Origin of the sequence: Clostridium rectalis (genome assembly GCF_900626095.1) — a bacterium.
GTDB lineage: Bacteria > Bacillota > Clostridia > Clostridiales > Clostridiaceae > Clostridium_AS > Clostridium_AS rectalis.
The window spans coordinates 153,539-170,542 of record NZ_UYZZ01000007.1; the positions used below are offsets into that span (position 1 = coordinate 153,539).

Sequence of the window (17,004 nt, forward strand, 5' to 3'; positions counted from 1 at the left end):
TTTTATAGAATCCTTAAAGAAATGTTTCACGTGAAACAAAATTTTTTATTTTTTAGGAATAGTTATGGTAATCTGTATTTTATCATCTAAATCTTTGGAAGAATACTTTGCGGTTACACCATACTTATCAAATACTTGTTTAACTGTATTAATATATACTTTTGAAGTAAATATACCTTTGATTCTCCTTTTACCATCCTTAGCTAAATCTTTATTATTAATTTTAAATAATTCCTTCTCTATAAGTTCCTCTGTCTTTTTTACATTTAGAGACTTTTTTATAACAATTTTTAATATTTTTTTCTGTAACTCTTCATCTTTTAGTTTAAGCAGAGCCCTTGCATGTCTCTCTGTTAAGTTGTTTTGTATTAATATAACTCTAATATTTTGTGAAAGCTTAAGTAATCTAATTTTATTAGCTATGGTAGACTGTTTTTTACCTATAATTTCTGCTAATTGCTCTTGAGTATAATTGTGTTCCTTTATTAAATTAAAATATGCTTCAGCTTCTTCCAAAAAATTCAAATCTTCTCTTTGAATATTTTCTAATAATGCTATAGCAGCAGATTCCTTATTGGTAATATCCACTATTATTACTGGAACCTTCTCCATGCCTATTTTTTTAGCTGCCCTTAACCTTCTTTCTCCTGCTACAAGTTCATACCTATTATCTTCAATCTTCCTAACTGATAAGGGTTGAATTATACCATAACTCTCTATAGACTTAGATAATTCTTCAATTGATTCCTCATTAAATACTTTTCTTGGTTGATATGCATTAGGAGAAATTAATTCTGTTTTTATATAACTTATATTCTCTTCCATAATAAACCATCCCTCTTATGCAATGCTATAATTAACAATTCTCCATTTACTTTTAAAATCCTTCTAATTTTGGATATTATTATATAATAATTATTATATATCCTACTTTAGAGGATTTTTAGTAACACTTCCTGCCTTTCGAGGATACTTTGATGGAGTTCTTTTTACTTTTTTAACAATGACTAAATTATGTTTAAGATTACTTTCCTCTATGTTTATTTCTATTACATCCTCTAATTTTCCACCTAAAAGATTTATAGCATTTTTTGAATTTTTTATTTCTTCTTCTACTGCTGGACCTTTCATAGCAATAAAATATCCATTTACTTTTACATAAGGTAAACAAAATTCGCTTAGCACTGCCATATTAGCAACCGCTCTTGATACTACAGCATCAAATTGTTCTCTATATTCTTCTTTTTTTGAAAAATCCTCTGCCCTTCCATGTAATGTATTTAATCTATCTAAACCTAAATCCTTAATTACCTCATTTAAAAATTTAATTCTTTTGTTTAGTGAGTCTAAAAGGAGAATAGTTTTATCTTCATCAACTATTTTCATAGGCACTCCCGGAAATCCTGCACCAGTTCCGATATCCATAATCTTTTTACATTCCTTTAGAGGGGCAAATTTATATATTTTTAGTGAATCTATAAAATGTTTTTTTATTATATTCTCATCTTCTGTTATAGCTGTTAGATTTATCTTATTATTCCATTCTTTAATTAATTCCTTATATCTTATAAACTTATTGTACTTATCTTCATTGAAACCTATTCCTACATCTTTACATGCGGAACCTAAAAGTTCAAAATAATCCATGTTAAACCTCCATGTATAAAATACTATTCAACTATATACCTAAGCCTAATTCTGACTCTTATTATATTTATGTTCTAGATATATTAATAATACAGATACATCTGCTGGTGAAACTCCTGATATTCTTGATGCCTGACCTATATTCATTGGCCTAATCTTCCCTAGCTTTTGAATGGCCTCTTTTCTCAAGCCATGTACATTATTATAATCTATGTTTTCTGGAATTATTTTTCTCTCAAATTTTTTAAACTGTTTAACTTGATCCAACTGTTTTTCTATATAGCCCTCATACTTAGCTATTGTATTTACCTCCTCTTGAACATCAAAGGATAGTTTAGGCCTTTCATTATCTAAATCTTTAACTTTAAAATAATCTAATTCAGGCCTTTTTATTAATTCATACAACGTTATAGGTTTTCTAAGCTCAACAGAATTTAAAGATAGTAAATACTCATTTATCTCTTTTTTGTTAGTTATTTTTACATTTTTTATTCTTTCTATTTCTTTTTCTATACTTTGTTTTCTATCTTGGAATTCACTGTATCTCTCTTTTGTTACACTTCCTACTTCATACCCCTTTTCAGTAAGTCTTAAATCCGCATTATCTTGTCTTAAAATTAATCTATATTCTGAACGAGAAGTCATCATTCTATATGGTTCATTTGTGCCCTTAGTTACTAGATCATCAATTAATACTCCAATATATGCATCTGATCTATTAAGTATTAAAGGTTCTTTTCCCTCTATCTTTAATACTGCATTTATTCCTGCCATTATTCCTTGAGCTGCAGCTTCTTCATAACCAGAACTTCCATTAAGTTGTCCTGCTCCAAATAGCCCATCTATATCCTTAAACTCTAATGAAAGGCTTAATTGAGTAGGATCTATACAATCATACTCTATTGCATACGCTGTTCTTAAAAATTCTACCTTTTCCATTCCTGGTACACTTCTATACATAGCTATCTGAACATCTTCTGGTAGTGAACTTGACATACCTCCAACATACATCTCCTCTGTATTTTCCCCTTCTGGTTCTAAAAACACCTGATGTTTTTCCTTATCAGGAAATCTCATAACTTTATCCTCTATCGAAGGGCAATATCTAGGACCAATACCCTCTATTGACCCATTATATAATGGAGATCTATTTATATTTTCTCTTATAATTTCATGAGTTTTACCATTTGTATAAGTTAAATAACAAGATATTTGTTCCTTTTTTAAATCTTTAGTCATGAATGAAAATGGAACTATTTTTTCATCTCCCGCTTGTTCTATCATTTTAGAAAAATCTATAGTTCTGCTATTTACTCTAGCAGGTGTTCCAGTCTTAAATCTTCTTAAACTAATACCAAGCTTTAAAAGGCTTTGAGATAAATCATTAGCAGGAAAAAGTCCATTAGGTCCACTACTGTAACTTATATCACCTATTATAATTTTTCCTTTTAAATAAGTTCCTGTAGCTAATATTATAGTTTTAGTTATATAATAAGCACCATTTTTAGTTAAAACACCTTTAACTTTTCCATTTTCTACATCAATACTAATAACTTCTATTTGTTTTAATGTTAAATTTTCTTGATTTTCTAAAATACTTTTCATTCTTTCAGAATATTTTCTTTTATCAGCCTGTGCTCTTAATGAATGTACTGCTGGCCCTTTAGATGTATTCAACATTCTGGATTGTATAAAAGTATCATCAATATTTTTTCCGATTTCTCCACCTAATGCATCTATTTCTCTTACTAAATGTCCCTTTGCAGTTCCTCCAATATTAGGATTACATGGCATTAAAGCTACACTATCAAGATTTATGGTACAAACCAAAACTTTACATCCCATCCTTGCTGCCACAAGTCCCGCTTCACAACCAGCATGACCTGCACCAACTACAACTACATCATATTCTCCTGCAAAATACTTCATATACTTTTCCCTACTTTCCTAAACAAAATTCTGAAAAAATTTTATCTATTATATCTTCCTCTATTGTATCTCCAGTTATTTCTCCAAGTTTTATCCATGCATTTCTTATATCTATAGATGCTAAATCTATTGCTAAAGTATTATTCAAAGTATTAAGTGCTGAATTACAGCTTTCCTTTGCCCTTATTAACGCTTCTTTATGTCTTGTATTGGTTATCATCAACTCTCCAGATTTTACTTCTCCATCAAAAAATAACTCTTTAATACAATTTTTCAACTTTTCAAGTCCTTTTCCTGTCTTAGCTGAAGTTTCTATAATATAATTAGAGTTTAATTCAGTTAAATTATCTAAATTCACTTCTTTATTTAAATCGTTCTTATTTAATAATACTACATATTTGTTATTTTTTATATAATTTATTATCTCATAATCCTCACTGTCAAGTTTTCTACTAGAATCTATCATGAATATTATTAAATCAGCTTCATTTATCTTTTCCCTAGATTTTTCTACACCAATTTTCTCAACAATATCCTTAGTTTCCCTAATACCCGCCGTATCAACTATCTTTATAGGTACCCCATCTAAATTAATATATTCCTCAATAACATCCCTAGTTGTACCAGGTATTTCTGTAACTATAGCTCTCTTTTCTTTAAGTAATGCATTTAGTAATGAAGATTTACCTACATTAGGTTTACCAACTATAACCACATTTAAACCTTCTCTAAGTATTTTCCCCTCTTCTGCAGTAACTAGCAACCTACTTATTTCTCCCATTATTTCAATTAAATCCTTATTAACTTGATTTGATGTAATTTCCTCAAGATCCTCTTCTGGAAAATCCACAGTTGCTTCAATATGAGCTATTGTTTGTAATAACTTATTTCTTAACAAATTTATTTCCTCAGAAATCTTTCCGCCAGATTGTAATACAGCAGATTTCATAGATAATTCAGTTTTTGATCTTATTATATCAATAACAGCTTCCGCTTGACTTAAATCAATTCTTCCATTTAAAAAAGCCCTTTTAGTAAATTCTCCTGGTTCTGCAACTCTTGCCCCTGATTTCACAACTTCATGTAAAATTTTCTTAGTAGGAGTAACACCACCATGACAATTAATCTCTATAGTATCCTCTGCAGTATAGCTTTTAGGACCTTTCATATAACTTATTAAAACTTCATCTAATATATCTCCTGTTTCTTTTTCTATTATATGTCCATATCGCATAGTATAAGGTTTCATATCTAATAATTCTTTTCCGTTTTTTCCCTTAAAAATATTGTTTGCTATTTTTAGACTATTGTCACCAGAAATTCTTATAATTGAGATTCCACCTTCACCTAGCACTGTTGAAACTGCAGCTATAGTATCAAATTCTTTCATTATCTTACACTCCTTATAATTACAGCATTCTTTATTTTTTACTTTAAAGTTAAAAAGAAAGCCATATCAGGCTTTCTTCAAGTCAACTACTACTCTTCTATAAGGTTCTTCACCTTCACTATAGGTCTCAACTTCTGGATTGTTTTGAAGAACTGAATGAATAATCCTTCTTTCATATGGGTTCATTGGTTCAAGTTTTACAACTTTACCCGTTTTCCTTGCTTTAGTAGCTATCTTCATAGCAAGTCTTTTTAATGTTTCTTCTCTTTTTTGTCTGTAATTTTCTGTATCCAGTACAACTCTTTTATATTCCTCATCATGATCCTTATTAATTACAAGACTTAACAAATATTGAATAGAATCCAAAGTTTCTCCTCTATAACCAATAAGTATTCCCATATCCGGTCCAGTCATGCATATTTTTAAAATATTATCTTCATCTTTTATACGAATTTCTGCCTTTATCCCCATACAATCTAATATTTTTTTTAAAAATGATTTTGCTTCATATATATAATCTTTTTTAACTGTAACTTTTATCTTAGCTGGTCTTGCTCCTATTATCTTAAATAAACCCCTACTACCTTCATCAATAACTTCCACATCTATTTTGTCCTCTGTAACATTAAGCTCTTTAAGAGCATTTTTTACAGCACCCTCAACTGTCTTTCCCATCATATATATTGTCTTCATACCGTAAACACCCCCTAGGCATCATTTTCGGTCATATGCTTCTCTTCTAACTTCTTTGTAAGAATAGTTTGACCCATCTGAATTATATTACTAGCTACCCAATATAATCCTAATGCTGCCTTTATTTTAAAAGTTATGTAAATCATAAATAAAGACATAAAGAAATTCATATTCTTTGCTTGCTTTGCCTGAGGACTATCTGAAGCTGGATTCATTAATAATCCAGAATAATACTGAGTTGCTCCAGCAAGAACTGCCAAAACTACATCAGGCTTAGCTAAATCCTTTATCCATAAAAAGCTTATTCCGCTTATTCCGTTAATATTATTAAACACATAGTAAAGTGCTATAAGTATTGGCCATTGTATAAGCATAGGCAAACATCCACCTAAAGGATTAACCCCATACTCTTTATAAAGTTTCATTAATTCTTGTTGAGCTCTTTGAGGATCATTTTTGTACTTTTCTTGTAACTTCTTTTGTTTAGGCTGAAGTTTTGTCATCCTAATACTTGACCTTATAGATTTTATATTAAGAGGTACAAGAATTATCTTTATAATTAATGTAACTAAAATGATAGCAACACCATAAGAATAGTTTTCATTAGTAATTACATTTGCTACAATTTTGTGTATAAAAATGAAAAATTCAACTAACGCATTATTTAAATGACTCATTATAAACCTCCAGATACATTATTTAACAGGGTCATATCCTCCCTCATTGAAAGGATTACATTTTAAAATTCTCTTAAACGCCATCCATCCCCCTTTAATTGCTCCATATTTTATAATAGCTTCCAAAGCATATTGTGAACAAGTGGGATAAAATCTGCAACATGGCCTTTTAAGAGGAGATATATACTGTCTATAGAATTTAATTAATATAATTAAAATTTTTTTCAACTATTATATAAACCTGCCTTTTTACACAAATTCAACATTGCATTTTCTATATTTTTAAAATCTTTATCATTAGCATTTACTCTAGCAATAAAAATAAGATCGTATCCTTGTTTTAGTTTATTATAGTTTAATCTGTAACTTTCTTTTATCAATCTTTTTACTCTGTTTCTAACTACACTTTTCCCTACTTTCTTACTTACCGAAATTCCTAGTCTGTTATCTTGAATTTTACTATTTTTATATACATATAGCACTAATAAAGAATTTGAAAAAGATTTTCCTCTTCTATACACTAACCTAAATTCCATATTTTTTCGCAATTTATGTTTATTCATAAATAATACTCCTAATACTACGTTTTTCTGCAATTGCAGAAAAAGGCCACAATACCGCGGCCTTATGCTGTCAATCTTTTTCTACCTTTTTGTCTTCTTCTTTTTATAACATTTCTTCCAGATAGAGATCTCATTCTCTTTCTAAATCCGTGTTCCTTTTTTCTCTGTCTCTTTTTTGGTTGGTATGTCATGAACATTTCATTCCACCCCCTTTTTACCTAAGTTTAATATATAGCAATTAACTTACTATCTTAATTTATAGTTTTACTATTAAATTATATATTTACTACAATCTAATGTCAAGAAAAACGGTTATTGTTAATATTTAAAAATAATTTTTGTGGATAACTTCTTGAATCACCTTATATGTTCTGTTATTATTAATATTAGATTGTTGATAACTAATTTTTAAAACAAAGTTATCAACAGCTGTTGATAACTTTGTGTATAACTTGTTATCTTTATTGTTATTTATTATATTTTTTACTATTTTATCTTGATTTTTTGCTGTTTTTACATGTATTAATAATGTTATTTAAAAAAAAACAAATTTGTTGATATTTAAGTTTTAAACGAATTATCAACAAAAAGTATTAACATGTGAATACTTTTAAAAGCAAATATTAAGTAGGATTTTAGTGTTGATAATTTTATTCACTTATTGTTAATTATTATAATTTATATAAAAACTTGAACTGGAGGATAAAAAATGGATACCCAATTGAAAGATATCTGGGATAAAACTTTAAACATTGTAAAAGGCGAACTTACTGAAGTTAGTTTTAACACATGGATTAAAAGTATAACGCCTATAAAGATAGAACAGGATTCTATTTTTTTGCGCGTACCTAATGACTTCACCAAAGGAATTTTAACTAGCAGATATAAGGATTTAATAATAAACGCCTTAAAACTCATCACTTCTAAAAAATATAATGTAGAATTTTTTATCGCTTCAGAAGAAGCCCCTGATTTAGAAACTAAAAAATCTAACTCAGAAATAAATTCAAACAAAAATAGTAAAGTAGTTGCTAGTGATGAAATGTCTGCCATGCTTAATCCAAAATATACTTTTGACTCTTTTGTTATAGGAAACAGTAATAGATTTGCACACGCAGCATCACTTGCTGTAGCAGAAGCCCCAGCTAAAGCATATAATCCTTTATTTATATACGGTGGTGTTGGTCTTGGAAAAACTCACTTAATGCATGCAATTGGTCATTACATATTAAAAAATAATCCTATTTCAAAAGTAGTATATGTTTCTTCAGAAAAATTTACAAATGAACTGATAAATTCAATTAAAGATGATAAAAATGAAGAATTTAGAAACAAATATAGAAATGTAGATATACTTTTAATTGATGATATTCAATTCATTGCAGGTAAAGAACGAACTCAAGAAGAATTTTTCCATACATTTAATGCTTTATATGAAGCGGACAAGCAGATTATACTATCTAGTGATAGACCTCCAAAAGAAATTCCAACATTAGAAGATAGGCTACGATCTAGGTTCGAATGGGGACTTATTGCTGATATACAAGCCCCTGATTTTGAAACTCGTATGGCTATATTAAAGAAAAAAGCTGATGTAGAGAATTTAAATATTCCAAATGAAGTTATGGTGTATATTGCTACCAAAATTAAATCTAATATTAGAGAGTTAGAAGGAGCTCTTATACGAATTGTGGCATTTTCTTCTCTAACTAATAAAGAAATAAGTGTAGATTTAGCTTCTGAAGCTCTAAAAGATATTATATCTAATAAACAATCTAAGCAGGTTACTATAGATTTAATTCAAGATATAGTATCTAGTTATTTTAATTTAAGAGTAGAAGATTTTAAATCAGCAAGAAGAACAAGAAATGTTGCATTCCCAAGACAAATAGCGATGTATCTATGTAGAAAACTCACAGACACATCTCTCCCTAAAATAGGTGAAGAATTTGGTGGTAGAGATCATACTACCGTAATACATGCTTATGAAAAAATATCTACAAATCTAAAGGAAGATGAATCTCTTCAGAATACTATAAATGAATTAAGCAAAAAAATAACTCAAAAATAGTTAACAAATGTGTATTATTTCTTTATAATATCATGTGGATAAGTAATTTTATATCTTTTATGTTCTAACAATGTGGATAAGGACATTAAATTTTGAATACTTATCCACAATTATTTTTCTCTGATTTCCTAGTTATATCAATGGTTTTAAGGGTTATTAACAAATCCACAACCCCTACTACTATTACTACTAAATATTTTAATTATCTTCTCTATCTAATATAATTAACTAACATGTGGATATATTTTAAGGAGGTTTTAAACACTATGAAAATAATATGTGAAAAAAATATATTACAAGAAGCTATATCTATAGTTCAAAAAGCCGTAACAGGAAAATCAACAATGCAAGTACTTCAAGGTATTTTAATAAATGCGTCAAAAGATTGTATAAAATTCACAGGTTCGGACATAGATTTAAGTATTGAGACTAAAATACATGCTGAAGTATTAGATGAAGGTTCAATAGTAGTAGATTCTAAAATATTTGGAGAGATTATAAGAAAGTTACCTAATGATAAAATAGAAATTAGTGCGAAAGAAGAAAATGTAATAGAAATAGTTTGCCAAAAATCAAAATTTGCTTTAGTTCATATGGATGCAAATGATTTTCCAGAATTACCTATTATCAATGAAAACTCAATGTTCTCAATACCTCAAAAAATATTAAAAAACATGATAAAAGGAACTATTTTTGCAACTGCTCAGGAAGAGACTAGACCTATATTAACAGGAATTTTATTTGAAATTCATGATAAAAAATTTAATTTGGTAGCCTTAGATGGTTATAGATTAGCATTGAAATCTGAGTACATAGATAGTGATAATAGTATAAGTGCTGTTATTCCAGGAAAAACATTAAACGAAGTTTCTAAAATTTTAGAAGATGAGGATAAAAATGTAAATATAACTTTTACCCCTAATCACATTTTATTTAGTATAGGTGAAACTAAGATTATATCCAGATTATTAGAAGGAGAATTCATAAAATATAGCTCTATAATTCCTGAAGAATATAATTTAAAAATTATTGCTAGAAAATCAGAACTACTAAATTGTATAGAAAGAGCATCCCTTATGGCTAAGGATGGTAATACAAGTTTGATAAAATTAAATATTGAAGATGACAATATGATTATAACGTCTAATTCTCAATTGGGAATGGTCAGGGAAGAAATAAATATAATTTTGCAAGGGCAATCTTTGCAAATTGCATTTAATTCAAAGTATTTAATAGATGTATTTAAAACTATGGAGGAAGAGGAAATAGTTATGGAACTGTCTAGTAGTGTTAGTCCGTGCGTTATAAGAAATAAAGAAAATAATAATTGCACATATTTAGTACTACCAGTTAGATTATTAAATAATTAAGGAGAAAGGTTTATGATAGAGGTAAAAATAAATACAGAAATAATAAAATTAGATGCCTTTTTAAAGTGGAGTGGAGCAGTTAGCTTAGGTTCAGAAGCAAAAATCTTTATACAAGATGGATTAGTTAAGGTTAACGGAAAAGTTGAAACAAGAAGAGGAAAAAAGTTAAGTAAAAATGATAAAATAGAATTTAATAATGAATGCTATTTAATAGTATAATATAGAAATAGCACAATGTATTTTTTATATAAATTTACATTGTGCATACTAATTTGTTGAATAATTATATTGTGATATAATTATATATAGGTGTTTTAGTTATGTATATTAAGTATTTACAACTTATGAATTTTAGAAACTATAATGAGTTAAGTATAGAATTGAGTAAAAATGTCAATGTTTTTATTGGAGACAATGCTCAAGGCAAAACTAATATTTTAGAGAGTATATATTACTCTGGTATAGGAAAATCTCACAGAACCAATAAGGATAAAGAGTTAATTAATTGGAATGCACAAAATTCTTATATACAGCTTTATGTTGTGAGAGAAAGATTGGATAAGAAAATACAGATAAAAATCTTTAAAGAAGGCAAAAAAGGTATAAATGTAAATTCTATAAAAATAAATAAAATTTCAGAGTTATTTGGCATATTAAATGTTGTAATGTTTTCTCCAGAAGATTTAAGTACAATAAAACAATCTCCATCTTTTAGGAGAAAATTTTTAGATATGGAGTTATGCAAATTAAGTGATAAATATTATTATAATTTAGTTCAATATAATAAAGTTTTAAACGAAAGAAATACCCTTTTAAAATCAAATGGAACAAAATTAGAATCAATTGTAGATATATATGATAATCAAATGTCAAAATTTGGAGCAAACATCCTAAGAGAAAGAAAAAAATATTTAAATCAAATAAATAAATGGGCTTTTAAAATACATAAGGATATTACTGCTGACAAAGAGAATATAAAATTTATATATTTAAGTTCTCCAAAAATTGATATAGACGAAAACTTACAGAATAATTTTTATAATGAGTTATGCAAAAATAGGAAAAAAGATTTTGAAAAGAGACTAACATCAATAGGACCACATAGGGATGACTTTTTAGTTAAAATCAATAATATTGATGTAAGAAGTTTTGGATCGCAGGGTCAACAAAGAACAGCAACTCTTACTCTTAAATTTGCTTCACTAGAGGTTATTAAAGAGATTACAAAAGAATATCCTGTTTTATTGTTAGATGATGTTTTATCAGAATTAGATTCCAAAAGACAAAAGTATATATTAAATTCAATTAATAATATTCAAACTATAATAACTTGTACAGGATTAGAACATATAAAAGAATATCTTAATAGTAATTCTAAAGTATTTAACGTTGTAAACGGAAATTGTTACACATAAAATTTATATTATATTTTAGAGTAGAACCAGGGGAGGAGTTTTTGTGTTTTTACATTTAGGAGAAAACGTAGTTGTTCCATTAAAAGACATAATTGGTATATTCGATATAGAAACATCAATGTATAGTTCCGATACTACTCAATTCTTAAGATTAGCAGAAGAGGATGGTTTTGTTGAAAGAATAACTAAAGAAAAACCAAAATCGTTCATAATAGCAGAAGTAGATAAAAAAAGTAAGATTTATCTATCGCCAATCTCATCTACAACGCTAACTAAAAGGTCACAGGCTATATATTATGAACCTTAGGATTAAGGAGGATATGTATGTTACAAGAAAAAAAACAAACATACGATGAAAATCAAATACAAGTACTAGAAGGATTAGAAGCTGTTAGAAAAAGACCTGGTATGTATATAGGAAGTACAAGTTTAAGAGGTCTTCATCATCTTGTTTATGAAATAGTTGATAATAGTATTGATGAGGCATTAGCAGGATTTTGTGATAAAATAGATGTTTTTATCCATAGTGATAATTCAATAACAGTAAAAGACAATGGAAGGGGTATGCCTGTAGGTATGCATCCTAAGATGAATAAGCCAACAGTAGAGGTAATAATGACTGTACTTCATGCTGGAGGTAAATTTGGTGGAGGTGGATACAAGGTATCAGGAGGACTTCATGGTGTTGGTGCTTCAGTTGTTAATGCTTTATCAGAGTTACTGGAAGTAGAGGTAGCAAGGGATGGTCAGTTATGGAAACAAGTGTATAAAAGAGGTAGAGTGGTTACAGGATTAGATAGTTTAGGAGAAAGTAACTACCATGGTACCAAAATATATTTTAAGCCGGATACAGAAATATTTGATACAGTAGAATTTGACTATGATACTTTAGCTCAAAGATTAAGAGAGTTAGCTTTCTTAAATAAAGGTATAAAAATTACATTAAATGATGAAAGAGCAGAAAAAATGGATGAATTCCATTACGAGGGCGGAATCAAATCATTTGTTTCATATCTAAATAGAAACAAGGTTGTACTACATCAAGACCCTATATATATTGAGGGGAATAAGGATGATTACATTGTAGAGATAGCACTTCAATATAATGATGGTTATACGGAAAATATATTTTCCTTTGCTAATAATATAGATACTATAGAAGGAGGAACTCATCTCTCAGGTTTTAAAACTGCTCTTACAAGAGTATTTAATGATTATTCTAAAAAATTTGGTCATATTAAAGAAAACGATAAGAATTTATCTGGAGATGATATTAGAGAGGGACTTACAGCTGTAATTTCAATAAAATTAACTGATCCTCAATTTGAAGGTCAAACTAAGACTAAACTTGGGAATAGTGAAGTAAGAGGTATTGTAGATACTATAGTTGGTCAAGGAGTAGGTAATTTCCTCGAAGAGAACCCACAGATTGCAAAATTAATAATAGATAAGTCTTTAATGGCGTCCAGGGCAAGGGAAGCTGCAAGGAAGGCCAGGGAATTAACACGTAGAAAATCAGTTTTAGAAAATACATCATTGCCAGGGAAATTGGCAGATTGTTCTTCTAAGGACCCTAAAGAATGCGAAATATATATAGTTGAGGGTGATTCTGCGGGCGGATCTGCAAAACAAGGTAGGAACAGGAAGTTTCAAGCAATACTACCACTGCGTGGAAAAATAATGAATGTAGAAAAGCAAAGATTAGATAAAATACTAAACTCAGATAGTATTAGATCAATGATAACTGCATTTGGAGCGGGAATAGGAAAAGATTTTGATATTGAAAAAATAAGATACGATAGAATAATAATAATGACAGATGCTGATGTTGATGGAGCACATATTAGAACTTTACTTCTTACATTCTTCTATAGATATATGAGAGAACTTGTTGAACAGGGACACGTTTATATTGCACAGCCGCCATTATATAAAGTAACAAAGGCTAAAAAAGAGTATTATGCATATACAGATTCAGAATTAGAAGAAATTCTAGTTGAAATTAATGGAAAAGATACTAATACGGATATTCAAAGATATAAGGGACTTGGAGAGATGAATGCAGAACAACTTTGGGACACAACAATGAACCCAGAGAAAAGAGTTCTAAAAAGAGCTACTGTAGAAGATGCTATGGCAGCAGATGAAATATTTACAATTCTTATGGGAGATAAAGTTGAACCTCGAAGAGAGTTTATACAAGAAAATGCTAAAAGAGTTATAAACCTTGATATATAAAGGCGGAAGGTGTGAAATAGATGAACAATGAAGGAAATGTTTTGGAAGTAGATATAAACCAAGAAATGAAAAAATGTTATATTGATTACGCCATGAGTGTTATAGTTGGTCGTGCACTTCCAGATGTAAGAGATGGTTTAAAACCTGTTCATAGAAGAATTTTATTTTCTATGTATGAATTAGGACTTAGTCCTGAAAAATCATATAGAAAATGCGCTAGAATAGTTGGAGATGTTCTAGGTAAATATCATCCTCATGGTGATTCTTCAGTTTATGATGCTTTAGTTAGAATGGCTCAAGATTTTTCTATAAGATATACTCTTGTTGATGGGCATGGTAATTTTGGATCTGTTGATGGTGATTCGGCTGCTGCTATGAGATATACAGAAGCTAAAATGAGTAAAATAGCTATAGAGATGTTAAGAGACATAAATAAAAATACAGTAGATTTTATACCTAACTTTGATGGTTCAGAAAAAGAACCATCAGTAATTCCATGTAGATTTCCTAATTTATTAGTAAATGGTTCATCGGGAATAGCAGTTGGTATGGCTACAAATATACCACCTCATAATTTAGGCGAAATTATTTCGGGAATTAATATGATAATAGAAAATCCAGATGTAACTGTTCTTGACTTAATGACAATAATAAAAGGACCAGATTTTCCTACAGCAGGTATAATATTAGGAATGAATGGAATAAGGGAAGCTTATGAAACTGGTAGAGGTAGAATAGTAGTAAGAGCTAAGGCAGAAATAGAGGAAGAAAAAGGTAGACACAAAATTATAGTTACAGAACTTCCATACCAAGTTAATAAAGCTAAACTCATAGAGAATATGGCGGACTTAGTAAAAGATAAGCGAATAGAAGGTATATCTGATATTAGAGATGAATCTGATAGAGATGGTATGAGAATGGTAATAGAATTAAAAAGAGATGCTAACGCAAATGTGGTTTTAAATCAACTGTATAAACATACTAAGATGCAAGACACATTTGGTGTAATAATGCTTGCGTTGGTTGATAATGAACCAAAGATTTTAAACTTAAAAGAAGTTTTAGTTCATTACCTAGATTTCCAGAAGGAAATAATAAGAAGAAGAACTCAGTTTGATCTAGATAAAGCTTTAGCACGTGCTCACATATTAGAAGGATTAAGAATTGCTCTTGATCATATTGACGAAGTAATTAATTTAATTAGATCTTCTAAAAATACTGAACAAGCAAGAAATGGTCTTATGAACAAGTTTTCTCTTTCAGAAAAACAAGCTCAAGCTATACTTGATATGAGATTACAAAGATTAACAGGATTAGAAAGAGAAAAAATAGAATCAGAGTATAATGAATTAATAAAAACAATACAACATTTAAAGGAAATACTAGCTAGTGAAGAATTAGTGTTAAATATAATAAAAGAAGAACTTGAAGAAATAAAAAATAAATATGGTGATGAAAGAAGAACAGAAATACAAAAGAGACATGATGAAATAAATATAGAGGATTTAATACAAGAAGAAGAAGTAGTAATTACTCTTACTCATTCTGGATATATAAAGAGAATTTCATCAGATGCATACTCGGCACAAAGAAGAGGTGGCAAGGGAATTCAAGCAATGACAACAAAGGAAGATGATTTTGTTGAAAGAGTATTTATTACCTCGACTCATAGTAATTTATTATTCTTTACAAATCAAGGTAGAGTATACAAACTTAAAGCTTATGAAATTCCAGATGCAGGAAGAACAGCCAAAGGAACCAATATAGTTAATTTATTGCCATTAGATGCTAATGAAAATGTAAAAGAAGTTATAGCAATAAGAGAAATGACTAAAGAAGGATATTTAATAATGGCAACTAAGGGTGGAGTTATCAAGAAAACTTCATTAAAAGAGTTTTCTTCAATTAGAAAAAATGGTTTAATTGCTATAAATTTAAAAGAAAATGATGAATTATTGAAGGTCAAAGTAACTAGAGGGGATGCACAAATTCTTATAGTTACTAAAAATGGGTATTCTATAAGGTTTAGTGAAAAAGATATAAGGCCTATGGGTAGAACAGCTACAGGAGTTAGAGCTATAACTTTAAGAGATGGAGATATAGCTGTAACTATGGATATAGTTGTTGATGATCAATATGTTCTAGTTGTTAGTGAAAATGGATTTGGTAAGAGAACTGCCGTAAGTGAGTATAATTTACAAAGAAGAGGTGGTAAAGGGATAATAACTTATAAATTATCAGATAAAACTGGAAGTATAGTAGCAGCTAGAGTAGTAAAAGATGAAGATGAATTAATGCTTATAAACAGTAGTAATATAGCTATAAGAATATGTGTATGCGATATAAGTATAACTAGCAGAAATGCTATGGGAGTAACTTTAATGAAAACAGATAAAGAAGAGAGAATATTAGCTGTGGCCAAAATTACTAATGATGAGCCTGAAGAAGACAAATTAGACAATGAAGAGTCCGGAGAAGAAATTTTATTTGATGAAAATAGTAACAATGAAGAATAATAAATTAAAAAACCTATGTAATATTACATAGGTTTTTTATTATTTAACACGTAAAATATAACAACTTTATCTGGCGTATCATCATAAGTAAGTCTTAAAAATAAAGAGATATTAAAAGATATATAAGAATATTTTAATATAATGAAATAATAATACAAAGCAGTGGTTAATAAATTTGATAAAATATCACTTGTCGCTGCAACAGAAGCGGTGTCTCGAAAAAATCATGTAACATTTAAATTTCAAACCATCGGCAAAAAAAATGTTGACAAATATGGATTTAAATGATAACATATAAGAGTCGCAGGAAGCGACAAGATCTTTGAAAATTAAACAGAGAAGAATGAAACCAGTTAATTCTTAACACGAAGTGTTAAAATAGCGATGAGCTAAAAAAGATTAAACTTTTAAATTGAGAGTTTGATCCTGGCTCAGGACGAACGCTGGCGGCGTGCCTAACACATGCAAGTCGAGCGATGAAGCTCCTTCGGGAGT

16 protein-coding genes and 1 rRNA gene are annotated in these 17,004 nt (G+C 29.0%); 8 read left to right on the forward strand and 9 right to left on the reverse strand.

What is annotated here, in order from left to right; translation table 11 throughout:
* Positions 1-45: 45 nt before the first annotated feature.
* From noc to rpmH, 9 genes are all read right to left on the reverse strand, one after another.
* Positions 46-825 (reverse strand): nucleoid occlusion protein, encoded by a 780-nt coding sequence (gene noc, locus EJL03_RS12120; protein ID WP_125154223.1) that lies wholly within the window; start codon positions 823-825, stop codon positions 46-48.
* 102 nt (positions 826-927) lie between these two features.
* Positions 928-1,647: a 16S rRNA (guanine(527)-N(7))-methyltransferase RsmG gene (gene rsmG / locus EJL03_RS12125; protein WP_125154224.1), complete on the reverse strand. Its 720-nt coding sequence runs from the start codon at positions 1,645-1,647 to the stop codon at positions 928-930.
* Positions 1,648-1,692: 45 nt separating this feature from the next.
* The gene (mnmG, locus tag EJL03_RS12130) at positions 1,693-3,576 is read right to left on the reverse strand and encodes a tRNA uridine-5-carboxymethylaminomethyl(34) synthesis enzyme MnmG (RefSeq protein WP_125154225.1); all 1,884 of its coding nucleotides are present in this window, start codon (positions 3,574-3,576) and stop codon (positions 1,693-1,695) included.
* Between the two features lie 10 nt (positions 3,577-3,586).
* Positions 3,587-4,966 carry a tRNA uridine-5-carboxymethylaminomethyl(34) synthesis GTPase MnmE gene (mnmE, locus tag EJL03_RS12135; RefSeq protein WP_125154226.1) on the reverse strand — a complete coding sequence of 460 codons (1,380 nt, stop codon included), beginning with the start codon at positions 4,964-4,966 and terminating at the stop codon, positions 3,587-3,589.
* Positions 4,967-5,032: 66 nt separating this feature from the next.
* Entirely contained in the window at positions 5,033-5,659 is a 627-nt protein-coding gene (gene jag, locus EJL03_RS12140) for an RNA-binding cell elongation regulator Jag/EloR (protein WP_125154227.1), read from the reverse strand.
* Positions 5,660-5,673: 14 nt separating this feature from the next.
* Positions 5,674-6,336 (reverse strand): membrane protein insertase YidC, encoded by a 663-nt coding sequence (locus EJL03_RS12145; protein WP_125154228.1) that lies wholly within the window; start codon positions 6,334-6,336, stop codon positions 5,674-5,676.
* A gap of 18 nt (positions 6,337-6,354) precedes the next feature.
* Positions 6,355-6,564 carry a membrane protein insertion efficiency factor YidD gene (gene yidD, locus EJL03_RS12150; RefSeq protein WP_125154229.1) on the reverse strand — a complete coding sequence of 70 codons (210 nt, stop codon included), beginning with the start codon at positions 6,562-6,564 and terminating at the stop codon, positions 6,355-6,357.
* The gene (gene rnpA, locus EJL03_RS12155; protein ID WP_125154230.1) at positions 6,561-6,899 is read right to left on the reverse strand and encodes a ribonuclease P protein component; all 339 of its coding nucleotides are present in this window, start codon (positions 6,897-6,899) and stop codon (positions 6,561-6,563) included. Before rnpA ends, yidD begins: the two co-directional genes overlap by 4 nt.
* Positions 6,900-6,961: 62 nt before the next feature.
* Positions 6,962-7,096, reverse strand: a complete 135-nt coding sequence (gene rpmH / locus EJL03_RS12160) for a 50S ribosomal protein L34 (RefSeq protein WP_125154231.1) — start codon at positions 7,094-7,096, stop codon at positions 6,962-6,964.
* Positions 7,097-7,608: 512 nt separating this feature from the next.
* Between rpmH and dnaA the strand changes: the two genes are divergently transcribed.
* The 8 genes from dnaA to EJL03_RS12200 form a co-directional block, all read left to right on the forward strand.
* Positions 7,609-8,970, forward strand: a complete 1,362-nt coding sequence (dnaA, locus tag EJL03_RS12165; RefSeq protein WP_125154232.1) for a chromosomal replication initiator protein DnaA — start codon at positions 7,609-7,611, stop codon at positions 8,968-8,970.
* Positions 8,971-9,236: 266 nt separating this feature from the next.
* Positions 9,237-10,340 (forward strand): DNA polymerase III subunit beta, encoded by a 1,104-nt coding sequence (gene dnaN, locus EJL03_RS12170; protein ID WP_125154233.1) that lies wholly within the window; start codon positions 9,237-9,239, stop codon positions 10,338-10,340.
* A 12-nt stretch (positions 10,341-10,352) separates the two neighbouring features.
* On the forward strand, positions 10,353-10,559 hold the full coding sequence (gene yaaA / locus EJL03_RS12175) for a S4 domain-containing protein YaaA (protein WP_125154234.1): 207 nt from the start codon (positions 10,353-10,355) through the stop codon (positions 10,557-10,559).
* Between the two features lie 101 nt (positions 10,560-10,660).
* Positions 10,661-11,755, forward strand: coding sequence for a DNA replication/repair protein RecF (gene recF, locus EJL03_RS12180; RefSeq protein WP_125154235.1), 1,095 nt, complete (start codon positions 10,661-10,663; stop codon positions 11,753-11,755).
* Between the two features lie 43 nt (positions 11,756-11,798).
* A complete protein-coding gene (remB, locus tag EJL03_RS12185) occupies positions 11,799-12,062 on the forward strand; it encodes an extracellular matrix regulator RemB (protein WP_125154236.1) in 264 nt (87 codons plus the stop codon).
* Positions 12,063-12,079: 17 nt separating this feature from the next.
* A complete protein-coding gene (gyrB, locus tag EJL03_RS12190) occupies positions 12,080-13,993 on the forward strand; it encodes a DNA topoisomerase (ATP-hydrolyzing) subunit B (RefSeq protein WP_125154237.1) in 1,914 nt (637 codons plus the stop codon).
* 20 nt (positions 13,994-14,013) lie between these two features.
* Positions 14,014-16,509, forward strand: a complete 2,496-nt coding sequence (gene gyrA / locus EJL03_RS12195) for a DNA gyrase subunit A (protein WP_125154238.1) — start codon at positions 14,014-14,016, stop codon at positions 16,507-16,509.
* 408 nt (positions 16,510-16,917) lie between these two features.
* A 16S ribosomal RNA gene (locus EJL03_RS12200) occupies positions 16,918-17,004 on the forward strand; the annotation flags it as partial.